Genomic DNA, 17689 nt, shown 5'->3' on the forward strand with positions numbered 1-17689 from the left:
ATCCAACTCATATCATTTTAAGTCCTGGTCCAAAACATCCAAAAGATAGCGGAATTTGTTTAGAAATAATAGAGTCAAATTTAAATATTCCGATTTTAGGAATTTGCCTTGGACATCAAGCAATTGCGTATAAATTTGGTGCTAGCATTAAAACTTTAAAAACTCCTGTTCATGGAAAAAGCTCAAAAATAAGCGTTATAAATGAGGGTGATATTTTTAAAAATTTACCTTCAAATTTTGAAGTTATGCGTTATCACTCACTATATGTTGATAATCTACCAGATGAGTTAGAAATTTTAGCAAAAAGTGATGTCATAATGGCAATAAAACATAAAACTAAGCAAATTTATGGAATTCAGTTTCATCCTGAGAGTTTTTTTACTCAATATGGCAAAAAAATCATTGAGAATTTTATAAATTTAAATCAAATTTCAAAAAATAAGGATAAAAATATGGAAAATTTTGCACCATTTATGAAAAAACTTCAAGTTGGATATCCACTCGATAGTAGCGATTATGAGATAATTTGCAAAGCCATAAATGATAAAAACTATGATATCGTTCAACTTGCTGGACTTTTAGTTTTAATAAGCGAAAAAAGCTTATATCCTGATAGTTTGGCTGCTTTTGTTAAAAACATCTTAAAATACTCTTTAACTTATACAGATAGAGGCGAATACTTCGATATTGTTGGAACTGGAGGAGATGGCTTAAAAACTATAAATATCTCAACAACAACAGCTTTTATCTTAGCAACTCTTGGCGTAAAAGTTGCAAAGCACGGAAATAAAGCCATAACTAGCAAAAGCGGAAGTAGTGACGCCTTAAATGCACTTGGGGTTAAATTTAGCTCAAATATTGATGAAAACAAACGTCTTTTAGATGAAGATGGGCTTGTATTTTTCCACGCTCCTTTATTTCATAAAATCACAGCTGAGGTTAAAGAAGTTAGAGATAGGTTAAAAATAGGAAGTGTGTTTAATATGCTTGGGCCTTTATTAAATCCAAATTTAGGCTTAAAATATCAGCTAGCTGGAAACTACCTTGAAGAAGTAAATAAACTAATGGCTGAGACTTTGATGAGACTTGGTAGAGAACACGCTTTAGTTGTCCATGGAATGGATGGAATGGATGAGGTTACAATTTGTGATGAAACATTAATTCACGAAGTAAAAGATGGCAAAATTTTAGAGTATAAAATAACACCTGAACAATTTGGCTTTAATAGGGCGTTTCATAAAGATGTAGAAGGTGGCACAGGCGAAGAAAACGCTAAAATTTTAAAAGCAACCTTAAAAGGCGAATTAAGCGGTCCTAAATTTGATATAGTCGTTTTAAATGCGATGTTTGGCTTATACACAGCAAATAAAGTAAAAAGCCCAGGCGATGCAAAAGATATAATCCTAAAAGCGATAAAAGATGGCGATGTTTGGGAATATTTTAATAGATATATGAGTAAAAATGCAAATTAAAATTTGTGGTATAAAAAACCTTAGTGAAGCTAAAGATGTAACAAATTTAGAAATTGATTACATAGGAGTTATTTTTGCTGAGTCAATTAGAAGGGTTGATCTAAAAATGGCTAATGAGATAGCAAAAATTGCTCATAAAAACGGCAAAAAAGTAGTTGGAGTTTTTGCTAAATTTAGCGATGATGAAATTTTAGAGTATGTGGAGCATTTAGACGCCGCTCAAATTTATGATAAAATTTCAGCTAATTTATATCAAAATTTAAAGTCTTTAAATAAAGAAGTTTGGCAAGTTTTTAGCGTAAGTGATGCTTTGCCAAATTTGGGCATTTTAAACTATGATATGGCTTTGTTTGATTGTAAAGGTAAAAATTTAGGTGGAAATGGTATAAGTTTTGATTGGGAAATTTTAAAAAGTTTAAAGCCCTTTAGCTTTGGTTTAGCTGGCGGACTTGGAGTTCATAACATAGATGAAGCCATTAAATATAGTCCTAAAATTTTAGATATAAATAGTAAGGTTGAAGATGAAAACGGCATAAAAAATCCAAAACTTATTAGTAAAATATTAAAAATTTTACAGCGATAATATATTTCTCAAATTTTTAATTATCGCAAAAATTTGATGAGTATAAAACTAAAATGATAAATGCAAAAAAACAGATGAATTTAGTAGGTTAAGTGCTACTAAATTTCATATCATTAAGCTAATTTTTTTATATCTTTAAATCTTGCCCAAGCGATAATTTCTAAAATAACTGCTATAAAAATCAAAAGATACCCAATTAATATAAGTTTTAGAAAAAGCCAAAGCACTTTGCAATAAAATGCATACATAAAAAATGGATCGTTTGTAATATTTGTCATTTCTTTATAGTATTTGAAATAAAAATAAAATGATGCAATCATTAAAACAAAGCCCAAAATTATCAACATTACACCGCCTGATACAAATCCAAGCCCAAAAACGACACCCATCACTGCACCAATTCCTATAATAATTACACCAAATATCGATAAAACAGCCGATAAAATATAGGCTTTTACAAGAAAATTGCTATTTGATTCTTTTTGTAAAGATATAAGTGCCATAATCATAAAAATAACGCCTGTAATTAAAAATAAAACACCAATACAAGGTATAAAACTAAACATTTTGCACACTAGACCAAAATATGCTTTAATTTTTATACTTTCAATATCGCTAGAATTAAAAGGGATGTTTGGAAAAATGGATTTTTTAGAAGTTATAAAAATTTCACTAGCCTTGCCTTGATTTTCATCAACTATAAAATCAACCTCTAAGCCACTTAAGTTACAGTTAAAATCACTAAGATTTACAATATCGCTATTTTCAAAGCTATATCTTTTGCCATCTTCGCCACTAATTATACCATCACCTAAAATTTTACCCTGCATAAGTGCCCTTTTTTTGCAAAAATAAGGCTTATTTTATTGCAATAACACTTATATTTATCTTAAAAGCATATTTTAAAGCGATTTACACTATAATATCAAAATTTTAAACAAGGTTAAAATATGAGAGAAAATAAAAGCTATTTTGGCAAATTTGGTGGGCAATTTATCCCTGAAACTGCGATGTTTGCAGTTGAAGAGCTTGAAAAAGCTGCAAATGAGATACTAAACACAAAAGAATTTACCGATGAATTTGAGTATCTTTTAAAAGAGTATGTTGGACGTCCTACGCCTCTTTATCACGCTAAAAATTTAAGCTCTCATTATGGACACGAAATTTACCTAAAAAGAGAGGATTTAAATCACACAGGTGCTCATAAAATAAATAACGCCCTTGGACAAACTCTTTTAGCTAAAAAAATGGGTAAAAAAAAGGTTATCGCTGAAACTGGTGCTGGACAGCATGGAGTCGCAACGGCTACAGCAGCGGCACTTTTAGGGCTTGAGTGTGATGTTTATATGGGCGAAGTTGATGCAAAAAGACAGGAATTAAATAAATTTAGAATGAAACTTCTTGGTGCAAATGTGGTTGAAATAACTGATGGCTTAAAAACTTTAAAAGAAGCCACAACTGCAGCCATTCAAGCGTGGGTTAATGAGATAGAAAGCGTTTTTTATGTGATTGGTTCAGTTGTTGGACCTCATCCATATCCTAAAATTATAAAGCATTTTCAAAGCATTATTGGGAAAGAGACAAAATCACAGTTAAACGAAAAAAATATAAAAGCTGATTATATAATAGCTTGTGTAGGTGGTGGAAGTAATGCTTTAGGGATTTTTTCAGAGTTTATTGATGATGAGAGTGTGAATTTAATAGGCGTTGAAGCAGGAGGACTTGGGATAGATACAAAATACCACGCAGCAACCATCTCAAAAGGACGCCCTGGAATTTTGCACGGGATGAAAACTATAGTGCTTCAAGATGATTATGGTAGAATTTTACCAGTTCATAGTATCTCAGCTGGGCTTGATTATCCTGGAATTGGACCAGAGCACGCACATTTAAGTGAAATAAAAAGAGTTTTATATAAAGCTGTAACTGATGATGATGCTATAAATGCTTTAAAGCTTTTAACCTTAAAAGAAGGAATCATTCCTGCAATTGAAAGCTCTCACGCTTTAGCTTATTTAGAAAAACTTTGTCCAACTTTAGATAAAAAATCAACCATCGTTGTAAATGTTTCAGGAAGAGGCGATAAAGATATGGATACAGTAATGAACTATAAAAAAGGAACAATCTATGGATAAAATCGCAAAAGCTTTTGAAAATAAAAAGGCAAATATCGGATATATCGTAGCAGGTTATCCAAATTTAGACTATACAAAAGAGTTAATTAATAGACTTGATGAGAGTGTTTTAGATATTTTAGAACTTGGCGTTGCTTACTCCGATCCTTTAGCTGATGGTAAGGTAATATTTGATGCAAGTTTTGAAGCGGTGCAAAATGGCGTAAATACTGATGATGTTTTTAATATGCTAAGAGAGTGCAAAACTAGCAAATGCTTAGTCTTTTTGATTTATTATAACTTGATATACTCTTACGGTTTAGAAAAGTTTGCTAAAACTGCTAAAGAGTGCGGGATAAGTGGGCTTGTAGTTCCTGATTTGCCATATGAAGAAAGCAGTGAGCTTTTTGAAATTTGTAATAAATTTGGTATTAGTTTGATACCTTTAATAAGCGTTACCTCAGAGCATCGCTTAAACAAGCTTTTAGAAAAATCAAGTGGCTTTATCTATGCAGTTGGTTCAATTGGCGTAACAGGAGGAAAGCAAACTCCGATAAATAGGCTTAAAAATATGGTAGCAGATATTAAAAAAGCTACAAATTTACCAGTTGCAGTTGGATTTGGAATTAGAACAAACGATGATGTAAGGCTTACAAAAAGCTATGCTGATGGAGCAATTATAGGAACAGCTATCGTAAAAGAAGCTAAAAATTTAAGCGTTAGCGAACTTTTGAATTTTATCAAGACGCTATTTAAAGATTAAAATTTAATAGCTTCTTTGCTATTATCAGATTTAAAATTTAAATATTTATTTAGATACACTAATCCCTCTTGTTTTTTTTGAAACAAAACAGCTTATTGAGGTATATTTATATAGTCGCTTTCTAAATATAGCGACATCTTTATTGTGTATATACAAAATTCTAAGTCATTTAAATTTGAAGCAATATTGTGCTATAGTTAGAGTTTTTAAGCTTTATGATTGGCTTATCTTTAAAATTTTTATCATAATTCTTTTTATTTATTATCCAAAATTTGAGTGTTATTTTGGTTTTTGAAATTTTATGAGTTGGCTTTTTAATTTGATTTTTGCATAGTTTATAAAGAAAATTTCATGCTTTAATGATATGTTGCATATAAAGATTATCAAAAAACCTTCTTAGCTCAATCACTCCTATTCTTAATAACCGATGTTAAAATCTCAACTCTAAATTTATGTGATATAAATTTATAAATTCAGTATCAACGATACTAACGGGATTTAATTTATAAATTATATAAAATGCTTTAAATTTAAAATTTTTACACTATTTTTAGTAAAATTTATAAATTTGCTTGACAAACAAATAAAAATTATGTATAATTCAATTTCTTTTTTAAATATTCCGGATTAGCTCAGCGGTAGAGTAGGCGGCTGTTAACCGCTTGGTCGCTGGTTCGAATCCAGCATCCGGAGCCACTAAATTTACCCCCCCCTTTTTTTTTCACTTTTTATATATTTTTATTTGAGTTATGTTTTGGTAGCGTTAAAATTATTTTATACCATAAATTTAAGATTTAGAGTAGTTAAATTTAACTACTCTTTGTTGATTAAAATTTCATTTCAAAAGATAGTCCATAGTTTCTTCCAGGAGCACTCAATCTCTCTTTGCCAGAAGCTTTTGAATCCTCTTGTTCGCTGATAAAATATAAACTTCCATTATTTTTATTTTCTCTAATTGTCTCCCAAGGCGTATAGTTTGTATCAAAGATATTAAAGATTCCTAAATTTAATTTAAAATTTTCATTAATTCTATATTCTAAAAGCAAATCACCTACAAAATATGATTTAGTAGATATCTCTTTTAGTTTTATATCTTTTACTTCTTTGTTTCTTCCATCGGTTTTAAAATAGAAATTTCCTGTGTGAGATTTTTGAAATTTTCCATTAAAAACTATACTATATTTTGGTGCGTCATATCCCAGTGAAAATCCAAAAGTAAGCGGTTGGGCTGCCATTAGTGAAGTGCCATCGCTTTTTTTACCTTTTTGATAAGAAGCCATCAAAATCGTATAAAATCCATCTAAATTTATAGCTTTTCCATCTAAAAGCATTTTAGCTTCAATACCTTTTATAGTAGCTTTGTCTATGTTTTTGTATTGATACTGAAGTTTTTTTTCATCATACCCATACGTAGGGTCTTTTCCAACAATATTTGTCAACTCATAATCTATAAAATTATTATATTTTGTATAAAATCCAACTAAACTCAAAGAGGTGAAATCGTTGTTTAGATTAAAGCTAATTTCATGATTATAAGCACTCTCTTTATTTATATTAAAATTTGAAATATAGTTATTATCAGATCTATACTCTAAGAAACTCTCTTCTATAGTTGGAAATCTAAAAGCAGTATTAAAAGAGTAGCCGATATACGCATCATCAAATACTTTATAGTTTATATCAAAGTTGTAGCTTATAGCATCAAGGCTTTTTTTATCCGGCATATCCCAAAGAGCCTTTGCGATCTCTCCTGATTGACCTAATTTATCAGTTTGGTGCAGTTTGTAGATTGTCTTATCATATCTTGCACCGATATTTAAACTTATATTATCGTTAAATTGAATATTATCGCCTATATATGCATAAAAAGTTTTTACATCTATTGGTCTTGTGTATATAAAATAGTCATTAACTAAATAAATTTTATCGTTTATGATTTGATATTTAAACATTGCATTGTTTATACCATCAAAAGTTAGATATTGGGTATATTGGCTTTTCCTTTTAATACTTAACTTCTCTTTTGGTGCTGGTATGATTGTCGGGAGACCGTTTTCATCTAGTTTTAAATTTAAAAAATTCCTGTTTTTTAAATTAATAGATTTTTTGCTTATGTTATCAGGCCAATAAATCTCACTATCAAATTTCATATCAGAAAAACCACTTCCAAAATATATACTATGGTATGTATCTTTAAATTCTAAATCCGTTGTATTTAAATTTATATCGATTTGATTTTTATTTTGAGTAGTTTTTAAAATTTTATATATTGGCGTTTGACGTAGGGGATAAGACTTTTCATTATAAATTTGATCGACCTCTTGCCTTGCAATCTGAAATTTCAACTCCTCCAAAATCCCCCCCCCACTTGGATACAACTCATAGCTTATGCCATATCTTTTATATGGTGTTTTATCTTGTGTGAGAGTGTTATTTCTGGAAGCTGGGAAAGTTTTTTCTTCTATATTATTTTTTATGTTTTTGCTTTCATAAAATAAATTTACAAAGTGATCATCAAACCTATATCCGATTTTTGCTAAATATGAGTTTGTGTCATATCTGAGTGGATTTGGTAAAATTCTACCAGGTCCACAAAATTTATTATAGTCGCTAGCTGTGGTATTTGATCCACAAACATATCTATCTTCAACGCTATCAATGATGTAATTTTTAGTCTCTTTACCTTTTCTTTTTGTGTATTGAAACAATCCCTCAAATCCACTCACCACAAAACCGGCTCCAACGACTTGTTTAAATTCATTGTTTTTTGTCGTATATCCTGTTTTGTTATAAAAGCCTAAATTTTTATTTGGTTTTACAAAATCTTGTGCTACTTTTGTTTGCATCAATATAACACCGCCTAAAGCACCGCTACCGCCTTTAATAGAATTTGCACCTTTTGATATATTGATACTGCTTAAATTTTCTAATTCTGTCCCACTTCTCACTCCAGAAACAAAGCCTTTTTTTATATCATAACTTGGCTGAAAACTCTCAGCCGCTTCTATTCCATCAATTTTTACAGAGACTCTATTTTTATCCACGCCTCTAATAGCATATCCATTTGCTCCACTTCTTCCAGCATCACTTATACTAACTCCAGCTTCGTGTTTAACAAGATCTCTTTCATCTATAATCATTGATTTTGTGATTTTACTATCATTCATTTCTTGTTTTTTGGCAGATATTCTGTATGTATTTACTTCTACCTTATCTAGCAAAATAGCTTCTTCATTTGCATTTAACACGTTACACATTAGCAATAGGGGGGGGGTAATAATAGTTAATTTTTTCTTCATTTTTTTCCTTTTTTAAATTAGTAGTGTTAATTATAATGATAATGAAATAAAAAATTGCTTATAAATATAAAATAAATTTTATAATTTTACTTTGAGTGAAATTTTTAAATTTAGGCTTTAATTTAAGTATAAATTTGATATAATTACTTCGCCTGAGTGATTTGACAACGTTTTTACGAGGGTCCAACATTTTAGTGTAAGCGGAAATGTAAATTCTTGGTGTGATGTGGTTTTGTTTGAGCTTTTAAAGTGAGAAATTGCAACCTAAAGAGAATTTCTGACTGCAAGATTGGCTTTATAGGGCCATTTTTAATGCGTATCGGTTACTTGGGTTTAATTGATTTAGGGGAAATTTTTGAATATTTTGATAATAGGTAGTGGTGGAAGAGAATTTGCAATAGGAGAGAAATTAAAAAGCGAAAATCAAGTATCAAAACTTTACTTCGCACCTGGAAATGGTGCTACTTCAAGATTGGGTGAAAATTTAGCTTTAAGTGATTTTGAAGAGCTTGCAAAATTTGCTTTTAATAATCAAATAGATTTAACTATCGTAGGGCCTGAGGCTCCTCTTTGTGATGGTATTGTTGATGTGTTTAAAAAACATAATCTTGCTATATTTGGACCATCTAAAAATGCAGCAAAATTAGAGCTTAGCAAATCTTTTATGAAAGACTTTTTAACTAGAAAAAATATCAAAACTGCTAAATTTTTAAGCTCTAGCGATTTTAATGAAATTTCAAATTTTATCGATACATTAGATGGAAAAATCGTAGTAAAAGCTGATGGACTTTGCGGTGGTAAAGGTGTTTTGATATTAGATGATAAAAATAGTGCAAAAGAAGCGGCATTTGAGATGTTAAGCGGTAAAAGTTTTGCACAAGCTGGAAAAAGTGTCGTTGTTGAGGAATTTTTGAGTGGATTTGAACTAAGTTTTTTTGCTATTTGCGATGGTGAAAAATTTGTAAGTTTGCCAGTAGCTCAAGATCATAAAAGATTACTTGATGGCGATAAAGGTCCAAATACAGGAGGTATGGGGGCTTATGCACCAACGCCTTTGGCTAGTAAAGAGTTGATTGAAAAAATAGAAAATGATATAGTTAAAAAAACTCTTGATGGAATGAAAGAAGATGGAAATCCATTTTGCGGAGTGCTTTTTGTAGGTGTTATGGTTGTTGAAAATGAGCCTTATGTTTTAGAATTTAACGTTAGATTTGGAGATCCTGAGTGCGAAGTTATAATGCCTCTCATTGATGGAAATTTAAGCGAAATTTTATACAATGCTGCGACACAGAAATTAACAAACATTAAGCTAAAAGATGAATTTGCAGTCGGTGTTGTTGTGGCAAGCAGTGATTACCCTTATAAAAATTCTAAAAAAACAGTTATTGAGGTAGATGAAATTCCTTTAAATTCTCATATTTGTTATGCTGGAGTTAGTCGGATAAAAGGTAAAATTTATGCCGATGGAGGTAGGGTGTTGGTTTGCGTTGGCACTGGAAAAAGTCTTAAAGAAGCAAGGGATGGGGCTTATTTATTGTGTGAGAAAGTTAAATTTGATGGTATGCAGTTTAGAACAGATATAGCTCATCAGGCTCTTAAATGAGAGAATTAAATTTAGCCACTATAGAAAAAAGGGGATTGGCATTTTTTTTGGATGAAATTTTGCTTTCCATTGTGCTTATTGCAGTTGTATATGATAAAATTATAAATGTCTCTTCTTTGGAAGATACGCAAAATATTATCTATTCATTTTCTATACATTTTTTAGTTTTAAGGATTGTGTATCATACGCTTTTTATCTATTTATATGGTGCTACTATAGGTAAAATGATATGTAAAATAAAATGTGTTGATTTTGATGGCGAAAAGCCTAATTTTAAGGTAAGTTTATTTCGTGCGATTGTTAGAATTTTTAGCGAGAGTTTGTTATATATTGGCTTTATTTGGGCATATTTTTCTCCTTTAAAACAGTCTTGGCACGATATTATTGCAAAAACTCTGGTAGTAAATAATGAATAAAATTATCTTTTTTTTATTTTTAGTGATTTTATCATTAAAAGCTTCAGTCCAAGATGTAGAACTTTTAGCCGATGATGTAAAAAAAGATGGTAGTATTATGCAAGCTAGCGGAAATGTGGTTATGTATTCAAAAGATTATTTAGTTACTGCAAAAAAGGCTATTTATGATGAAAATTTGCAAGTGATTGAATTTTTTGATGATGTAAATATTATTAGAAATTCAGACGAAATTTCAAGGACTAATTATTTAAAAATAGATATAAAAGAGAAGAAAAATTTTGCTACAGAAAATTTTTTTATGAATAAAAAATCTGAAATTTGGATGCAAAATGATGAAAGTTGTAGTAATGAAACGCATTATAAAACCAAAGGCTCTATAGTTTCTAGCTGTAACATAAACAGCCCTGATTGGAAGATATCATATACAAGCGGAAAATTAAATAAAAATAGTAAATTTTTGCATCTATATAATCCTGTTTTTTATTTAGGCGATTTACCTGTTTTATATCTACCATATTTTGGCTTTCCGACAGATAAGACAAGAAGAACTGGACTTTTAATACCTGAAGTTGGTTATTTTAGTAATGATGGAATTTACTATAAACAGCCTATATATTTTGCTCCATATGATAATTGGGATTTAGAATTTAATCCGCAAGTTAGAAGTAAAAGAGGATTTGGAATTTATTCAATTTTTAGATTTGTTGATTCACCTTATTCTTATGGAGAGATTCGTGGCGGAATTTTTGATAATTTTAAAAGAGCTCAAAAAAAATTAGAATATAAAAATGAACAGCATAAGGGTATTGAGATACAATATGATAGAAGTAAGCTTGTTAAATATCTCGTAGATGGTGATTTTAAAGAGCATCTATGGCTTGATTTTAAGCAAGTAAATGATGTTGAGTATTTTGATTTGAAAAATAAACACACACACTTAAGCGATTCTAAAGACTCTTTAGTAACTTCAAGATTAAATTATTATCTAACAACAGATAATAATTATTTTGGAATTTATACAAAATATTATATTGATACAGATAAATTAAATAAAAAATATGATTTTAAAAATAAAGACACTCTTCAAGAGCTACCAACTTTGCACTATCATAAATTTTTAAATTCTATATTTTTAGATAATCTTTTATATTTATTTGATATTAAATATCATAATTTTACAAGGCAAGATGGAGTTAGTGCTAATCAATATGAATTTTATATACCTTTAATGTTTAGTATGCCTTTACTAAATGATTGGATAAATTTAAAACTTACTCAAGGAACTTACGCTACACATATTAATTATGATGATAATTTCATATATAAAAATGGCAAGTTTATTAAAAATAAAAGTGATTATTATCTAAATCACTACTATAAATTCATCATCTCAACAGACATTGCTAAAGCCTATAGTAACTTTTTTCATACTATGAATTTTGAAGCTAGCTACATCTTGCCTAGTTACAATAAAGGAAAGATTGATAAAAGATTATTCAAAAATCATAAGTATAAATTTGATAAGAGAAAAAATAAAATAGATCAAAATTTAATATCAGATATAAACAATAATACCTATTATGAAGATAATTTTATCGGTGAATTAAGTCAAGATTTTACTCAAGAAAATTTAGCTTTAAATTTAAATCAATACTTTTTTGATAAAAAAGGTAGGAAATTTTTAAGACATTTAATTAAGCAAAAATACGATTTTGATGATGCTAAAATTGGCAATTTAGTAAATAGGGTAGATTTTTATTTCCCAAATGGTTTAAATATAGGAAATAAATTTGAATATTCATTCTCTAATCATCGTTTTGAAAAAATTCAAAGTTATGCTAGTTATCTAAATTCTAAATTTGGAGCCTCGATTAGATACACTTATGAAAACACAAAAGATAAAAGACAAAATTATGATAAAGAGAGTTATTTGATGTTAAATTTTAACTTTAATTTACCTCGTTATTACAAAATTTTTGCAGACTATGAGTATGATTTGACTAGATCTTATAGTAAAATGTGGCGTGCTGGTTTAACTCATAATAGAAAATGTTGGAATTATACTTTAGTTTATCAAGAAAATTTGGAGCCAAAAACATCTATTAAACTTGATTACTCTAAAGCTGAGAAAAATAGAAAGGCTTACTTTTTTATAAATTTTTATCCATTTGGTGGCGTGAATTATGATTTTTCAAAAACAAAAGAGTATGATAAGGATATAAAATGATTTCAAAATCATACCTTAGTTTTAAAAATCAACTAGAAGCCGCTAAAAGTTTATATGAAATTTTACCGATAATTGAAATTTCAAAAACAAAGCCGATTTTGGTAGCTTCATCACTAGAGTCTATATTTTTAGTTAATGAGATTGCTAAAATTTTAAAGCTAAGTTATGAAATTTTATTTACAGAAAAAATTTACTCGCCAATTAATCAAGAGTGCTTAATTGCGATGGTTAGTGAAACTGAAGAGATAGTTATAATAGATGAGTTGGTAAATGCTTTTGGTATAAGTTTAGATTATGTTTATGGAGAAGGTCATAGAAAATACGAAGAAAAAATTTTAAAAAATATCTATAAATATCGTAAAGGAATGCTAATACAAAATTTCAAAAACAAAGATGTAATTTTGATAGATAAAGGTTGCGAGACAGGCATTACGGTGCTTACTTGTATAAAGTCTATTATGAATTTAAATCCAAGATCCATATCATATGCTACACCGTTGATTGCAAATGATGTGGCTTTAAATTTAAACTCAGTAATAGATCAAATTTATGCAGTTCATAAGATATCAAATTTTGTAAATGTTGATTTTTATTATAATGAAAAGCTAGATTTAACACCAGGAAAAATTATTTCTATATTAGAAGAAAGTCCGTATTATTTGCCTTTGCAAAAAGAAATTGAAGGAGAAGAGAATGCAAATTGAATTAAATTTAAATAATCAAATAGAAATTTTTGATATAAATAAAGTTGCTAAACAATCAGCGGGTGCTGTTTTAATGAGGGTTAAAAACACTGTTGTTTTGGCAACAGTTGCAAGAGAAGATAATAAGGTAGATGGAGATTTTCTACCTTTAACTGTACAATATATAGAAAAAGCATATGCTGCAGGCAAAATTCCAGGAGGCTATATAAAACGCGAAACCAAACCAGGAGATTTTGAGACATTAACATCACGAATAATAGATAGAAGTCTAAGACCACTTTTCCCAAAAGGATACGCATATCCTACTCAAATTGTTGTTATGGTTTTATCAGTAGATCCAGAAGTTGATTTGCAAGTTGTAAGTTTAAATGCAGCAAGTGTTGCTTTATATCTTAGTGATATACCTATTTATGAGCCAGTTTGTGGGGTTAGGGTAGGTAGGATAGATGATGAATTTATTATAAATCCAAGCAATAAAGAGTTAGAAGAAAGCACTTTAGATTTGTATGTAGCAGGTGTGAGGGATGAGCTTTTAATGATAGAGATGAGAGCCATACCTCCTAAAAATAAAAATAGTCAAATTTCAAACAATCCTTTAGATAGTTTAGAATTTAGATCTAATCAAAATATGAATGAATTTGATGAAGAGCTTATGGTTGAGGCTATTAAATTTGCAGCTAATTCTATTTTAAATGGTAGCAACGCATATAGTAATGCTTTTAAAAATTTAGTAAAAAAGCCCATTGCTTTAGATTTAAATCCAGAAATCGAAGATGAAAATATAGCCGATTATATAGATAAAAATTATTTAAATGAAGTAAAATTAGCTATTAATCATATGGCAAAAAGTGAAAGGGCTACTGAATTAAATAAAATAGTAAAGAAAATTTTAAGCGATGAAGAAGCCATTAAATCAGAGTGGCAAGAAGAAATTGTATCTAATATTTTAAATAAATATAAAAGAAAAATTGTAAGAAATCAAATCATTTCACAAAATTTAAGAGCCGATGGTAGAAGATTAAATGAGATTAGACCAATTAGCATTGAAACAAATATTTTGCCAAATGCACATGGAAGTTGTCTTTTTACAAGAGGACAAACTCAAGCTTTAGTAGTTGCTACTTTAGGCGGAGAAAATGACGCGCAAATGAGTGAAATTTTAACTCAAAAAACTCCAATTAGCGAGCGTTTTATGGTAAATTATAATTTTCCAGGATTTTCTGTTGGCGAAGCAAGCCCTTTAAAAAGTCCAGGAAGAAGAGAGTTAGGGCATGGAAATTTAGCAAAAAGAGCTTTAGCACCAAGTGTTGATATCAATAATCCAGAAGTTATAAGATTAGTTAGCGAAATTTTAGAAAGCAATGGATCTAGTTCTATGGCAACAGTTTGTGGCGGTTCTTTAGCACTTAGAGCAGCAGGAATTAAAACTCATAAATTAGTAGCAGGAATTGCTATGGGACTTGTGTTTGAAGATGATAAATACGCCATTTTAAGCGATATTATGGGTCTTGAAGATCACGATGGTGATATGGATTTTAAAGTTGCTGGCTCAATAGATGGTATAACCGCTTTACAAATGGATATCAAACTCGGTGGAATTAGCCTTGAAGTATTAAAAGAAGCGTTGTATCAAGCTAAAGATGGCAGAGAGCATATTTTAAATTTAATGGAGCAAGCTAATTTTGATATTGTAGTAAATGAAGCAATTTTACCTAAAACTGAAATTTTTAACGTAGAACCTAGCAAAATTCCAGACATCATAGGTCAAGGTGGTAAGACTATAAAGGATCTTGTAGATACATATTTTGTAACTATTGATTTGGATAGGGATAGTGGAGAGGTTAAAATTTTAGGCGATAATAAAGCAAACGTAGAGAATGCAAAAGAGAAAATTTTACAAATCATAAGTAAAGATTTAAGGCAGGGTAAAAAAGGTCATAAGTCTAAAAAAATAGATGATTTTCAAGTCGGTGAAGAATTTGAAGGAGTTGTAAAAAACATAACAAATTTTGGAGCATTTATATCTTTAAGAGATGGAGTTGATGGCCTTTTGCACATATCAAAAATCAAAAATAAATTAAATAATGAAGATGTGCTAAAGGTTAAAATAGAAGAGATTAAAGGTGGCAAAATTTCACTAATTTTAGCCTAAATTTAAGTATTAAATATAAAGGATTAAAGTATGATTTATAAAAAAATATTTTTTCCAATCGGTGGCGGAGAAGAGTTAGAAGAGAGAATTTATGGTGCTTTGCTTGTGAATAAATTTTTTGGATCTCATTTGAGTGTGATTTCTTGCCAGTTAGATCCTCAAGAAATTTATAACGTTAGAATGACTCTTCGTGGAGGCATTTCAATGAGTGAGTTTATAGATTCCGCAAAAGAAGAGCTTATAACTGAGCAGAATGAAACTATGGAAATTTTTAAGAAAAAGTGTAAAGAATTGGGTGTATCTTTTGATGAAAATCAACACACGCCAAATAGTGCATTTTTAAGAAATTTAATAGGCACTAGATCAGACCTTGTTGAAAAGCACTCAAAATATTGTGATTTAATCGTAGCTGCAGTTCCGCCTACTGGAGTTATTACTGGAACTTTTGAAGCAGCTGTTATGAAAAGCGGAAAATCAGCTATTATTATTCCAAGAACTATGACGGAATTTAAAATAGATAAAATTCTAGTAAGCTTAACTGGAAGTATTAGCAGTTCTCGTGCTTTAACAAATTCCATACCATTGCTAAAACAAGCAAAAGAGGTGCATTGCATAACTTCAAAACACTATTTACAAGAAAGTATGGAAGAGACAAAAGGCAGGATTGAAAACTACCTTGACATACACGGCATAAAACCTAGTTTTGAAGTAGTAAATACAGAAGGTAAAATACCAGGTCAAGTGCTTTTAGATAGTGCAAATTCATTTGGTGCGAATTTAATAGTTGCTGGAATTGACGCCGATAGCGGACTTAAAGAAATTTTTCTAGGCGGAGCTTCTAAATTTTTCCTAAGAAATACTAAAATTCCAATTTTTGTATAAATTTTGACCTTTTTTAGGTCAAATTTAATCAATAACTCTGCAATATAAATTTATTTTTATTATTATTTAAGTTTTTTTAAAGTAAAATTGAAAAATTTTTTTTAAAAAGGAGGAAATATGTTTAAAAAATCTATCTCAATCACTCTCGTTCTTTGCAGTACCCTATATCCTTTAGAATTTACTTATAATGGAAAAAAGGATGAAAATTCCAGTAAATACCTTAAACAAGACTCTCAACCAATAGCACCAGGCACAAGCTCTAGCGAAAAATATAATTTTAAATTTGAGGGAAATAGCGGTAATAAATTAATCTTTGATTATGACCCAAATAAAACAGGGGGGGGGAGATCATAAACCCTAAAGAAGTATATACTACAGCAGAAAATGGATCCGATTCTTACGACAATACCTTTATAATGAAAAATGGCAAAGCTGAAATAATATATGCAGGAATTTCAAATAATGGCAACGCATACAGTAATAATTTAACCATCGAAGATGGAAATGTAACTGATTTTATAACAGGCGGATACTCAAATAATGCAGATGCTTATAATAATAAAGTGATTGTAAAAAATGGACATATACAAGAAGTTTATGGAGGTAGAATAGGAAATCAAGGTACTGCCTACAATAATAAAGTAGAGATAGTAGATGGTAATATTACAAAGGTCCTTGGTGCTACAATAAATGATTATCTAAGTGGTAATGAAGCAGTTTTAAAAAATAATGAAGTAGTGATTAAAGGAGGTAAATTTCACGCTACAAGCATAGGCTACATAGCTGGTGCAGAAAATACAAAAACAAAGTCAGCATTTGGTAATAAAGTAACAATCTTAGGTGGCGATATAAAAGTAGGTATTTATGGCTCAAGAGTATCGAGCGATAATATGGGTGTATATGCCACAGAAAATACGGTTACCATAGGAAATTTAAAAAGTAATAATAGTGAAATAAAAATAGACAAAGAAGTTTCAGTATATGGTGGTTATTGCTGGGATGATAGCAAAAGAAATAATAAGAGTTGCACAGACACAGACGTTACTACTGGCAACACTCTCCAAATCAACGATGTAAATTTAACCATCAAAAACATTCATAATTTTGAAAATGTAAATTTTGCTCTATTTAATCTTGCAAAAAATGACACTACACTATTAAAGCTAACAGACACCAACGCAACTGATTTAAATAAAACTAAAATAGGCATCGAAGTATCAAAAGAGGGAGTATTAAAAGTAGGCGATACTATAACTCTTATTCAAAATGACAACGGAATTACTCCTCCAACTAATCTAGAAAATACCAAAAATCAATCACCTACCAACCACTATCTCTTTAAATTAGAAACCCAAAAAGATGGCAATATAACAAAAATAGTTGCAAGAGTTTATGAGATAAAATCACCTATAAAACAAAAAAACGCAGCTGAAACAAACATAGCAGCAGTTGGTGTCATAAACTCTAGTAGCGA

Annotated in this window: 14 protein-coding genes and 1 tRNA gene; 13 read left to right on the plus strand and 2 right to left on the minus strand. The window is 29.7% G+C overall.

From position 1 onward, the window contains the following. Nucleotides 1–1472, plus strand: a 1472-nt coding sequence (gene trpD, locus F1B92_RS07245; RefSeq protein ID WP_154571195.1) for an anthranilate phosphoribosyltransferase, incomplete at its 5' end; no start/stop codon positions are given. Continuing rightward, nucleotides 1462–2055: a phosphoribosylanthranilate isomerase gene (locus F1B92_RS07250; protein ID WP_154571182.1), complete on the plus strand. Its 594-nt coding sequence runs from the start codon at nt 1462–1464 to the stop codon at nt 2053–2055. The genes trpD and F1B92_RS07250, both read left to right, overlap by 11 nt. A 113-nt stretch (nt 2056–2168) precedes the next feature. Here F1B92_RS07250 and F1B92_RS07255 read toward each other — a convergent pair whose 3' ends face one another. Beyond that, on the minus strand, nt 2169–2885 hold the full coding sequence (locus F1B92_RS07255; RefSeq protein ID WP_154571183.1) for a hypothetical protein: 717 nt from the start codon (nt 2883–2885) through the stop codon (nt 2169–2171). 120 nt (nt 2886–3005) lie between these two features. On the opposite strand from F1B92_RS07255, the gene trpB reads away from it, so the two are divergent. The 3 genes from trpB (at nt 3006) to F1B92_RS07270 (ending at nt 5628) form a co-directional block, all read left to right on the plus strand. Further along, nucleotides 3006–4190 (plus strand): tryptophan synthase subunit beta, encoded by a 1185-nt coding sequence (gene trpB / locus F1B92_RS07260; RefSeq protein ID WP_154571184.1) that lies wholly within the window; start codon nt 3006–3008, stop codon nt 4188–4190. Further along, complete coding sequence (gene trpA / locus F1B92_RS07265) at nt 4183–4932, plus strand: tryptophan synthase subunit alpha (protein ID WP_154571185.1); 750 nt, start codon at nt 4183–4185, stop codon at nt 4930–4932. The genes trpB and trpA overlap by 8 nt, the downstream gene beginning before the upstream one ends. A 621-nt stretch (nt 4933–5553) precedes the next feature. Beyond that, a tRNA-Asn gene (locus F1B92_RS07270) sits at nt 5554–5628 on the plus strand. Between the two features lie 131 nt (nt 5629–5759). Here F1B92_RS07270 and F1B92_RS07275 read toward each other — a convergent pair. Then, nucleotides 5760–8231: a TonB-dependent hemoglobin/transferrin/lactoferrin family receptor gene (locus F1B92_RS07275; RefSeq protein WP_154571186.1), complete on the minus strand. Its 2472-nt coding sequence runs from the start codon at nt 8229–8231 to the stop codon at nt 5760–5762. Between the two features lie 355 nt (nt 8232–8586). Between F1B92_RS07275 and purD the strand changes: the two genes are divergently transcribed. The 8 genes from purD to F1B92_RS07315 form a co-directional block, all read left to right on the plus strand. Beyond that, nucleotides 8587–9834, plus strand: a complete 1248-nt coding sequence (gene purD, locus F1B92_RS07280; protein WP_154571187.1) for a phosphoribosylamine--glycine ligase — start codon at nt 8587–8589, stop codon at nt 9832–9834. After that, nucleotides 9831–10250: an RDD family protein gene (locus F1B92_RS07285; RefSeq protein WP_154571188.1), complete on the plus strand. Its 420-nt coding sequence runs from the start codon at nt 9831–9833 to the stop codon at nt 10248–10250. Before purD ends, F1B92_RS07285 begins: the two co-directional genes overlap by 4 nt. Next, on the plus strand, nt 10243–12477 hold the full coding sequence (locus F1B92_RS07290) for an LPS-assembly protein LptD (protein WP_154571189.1): 2235 nt from the start codon (nt 10243–10245) through the stop codon (nt 12475–12477). Before F1B92_RS07285 ends, F1B92_RS07290 begins: the two co-directional genes overlap by 8 nt. Beyond that, complete coding sequence (locus tag F1B92_RS07295; protein ID WP_154571190.1) at nt 12474–13181, plus strand: phosphoribosyltransferase family protein; 708 nt, start codon at nt 12474–12476, stop codon at nt 13179–13181. Before F1B92_RS07290 ends, F1B92_RS07295 begins: the two co-directional genes overlap by 4 nt. Next, the gene (locus F1B92_RS07300; RefSeq protein ID WP_154571191.1) at nt 13171–15333 is read left to right on the plus strand and encodes a polyribonucleotide nucleotidyltransferase; all 2163 of its coding nucleotides are present in this window, start codon (nt 13171–13173) and stop codon (nt 15331–15333) included. The genes F1B92_RS07295 and F1B92_RS07300 overlap by 11 nt, the downstream gene beginning before the upstream one ends. A gap of 30 nt (nt 15334–15363) precedes the next feature. Continuing rightward, a complete protein-coding gene (locus F1B92_RS07305; RefSeq protein ID WP_154571192.1) occupies nt 15364–16215 on the plus strand; it encodes a universal stress protein in 852 nt (283 codons plus the stop codon). A 117-nt stretch (nt 16216–16332) separates the two neighbouring features. Then, the gene (locus F1B92_RS07310; protein ID WP_154571193.1) at nt 16333–16569 is read left to right on the plus strand and encodes a hypothetical protein; all 237 of its coding nucleotides are present in this window, start codon (nt 16333–16335) and stop codon (nt 16567–16569) included. Between the two features lie 62 nt (nt 16570–16631). Further along, nucleotides 16632–17689 (plus strand): hypothetical protein (locus F1B92_RS07315; RefSeq protein WP_154571194.1); only part of this gene is annotated, 1058 nt, incomplete at its 3' end.

It is taken from the genome of Campylobacter portucalensis (assembly GCF_009690845.1).
Lineage (GTDB): Bacteria > Campylobacterota > Campylobacteria > Campylobacterales > Campylobacteraceae > Campylobacter_B > Campylobacter_B portucalensis.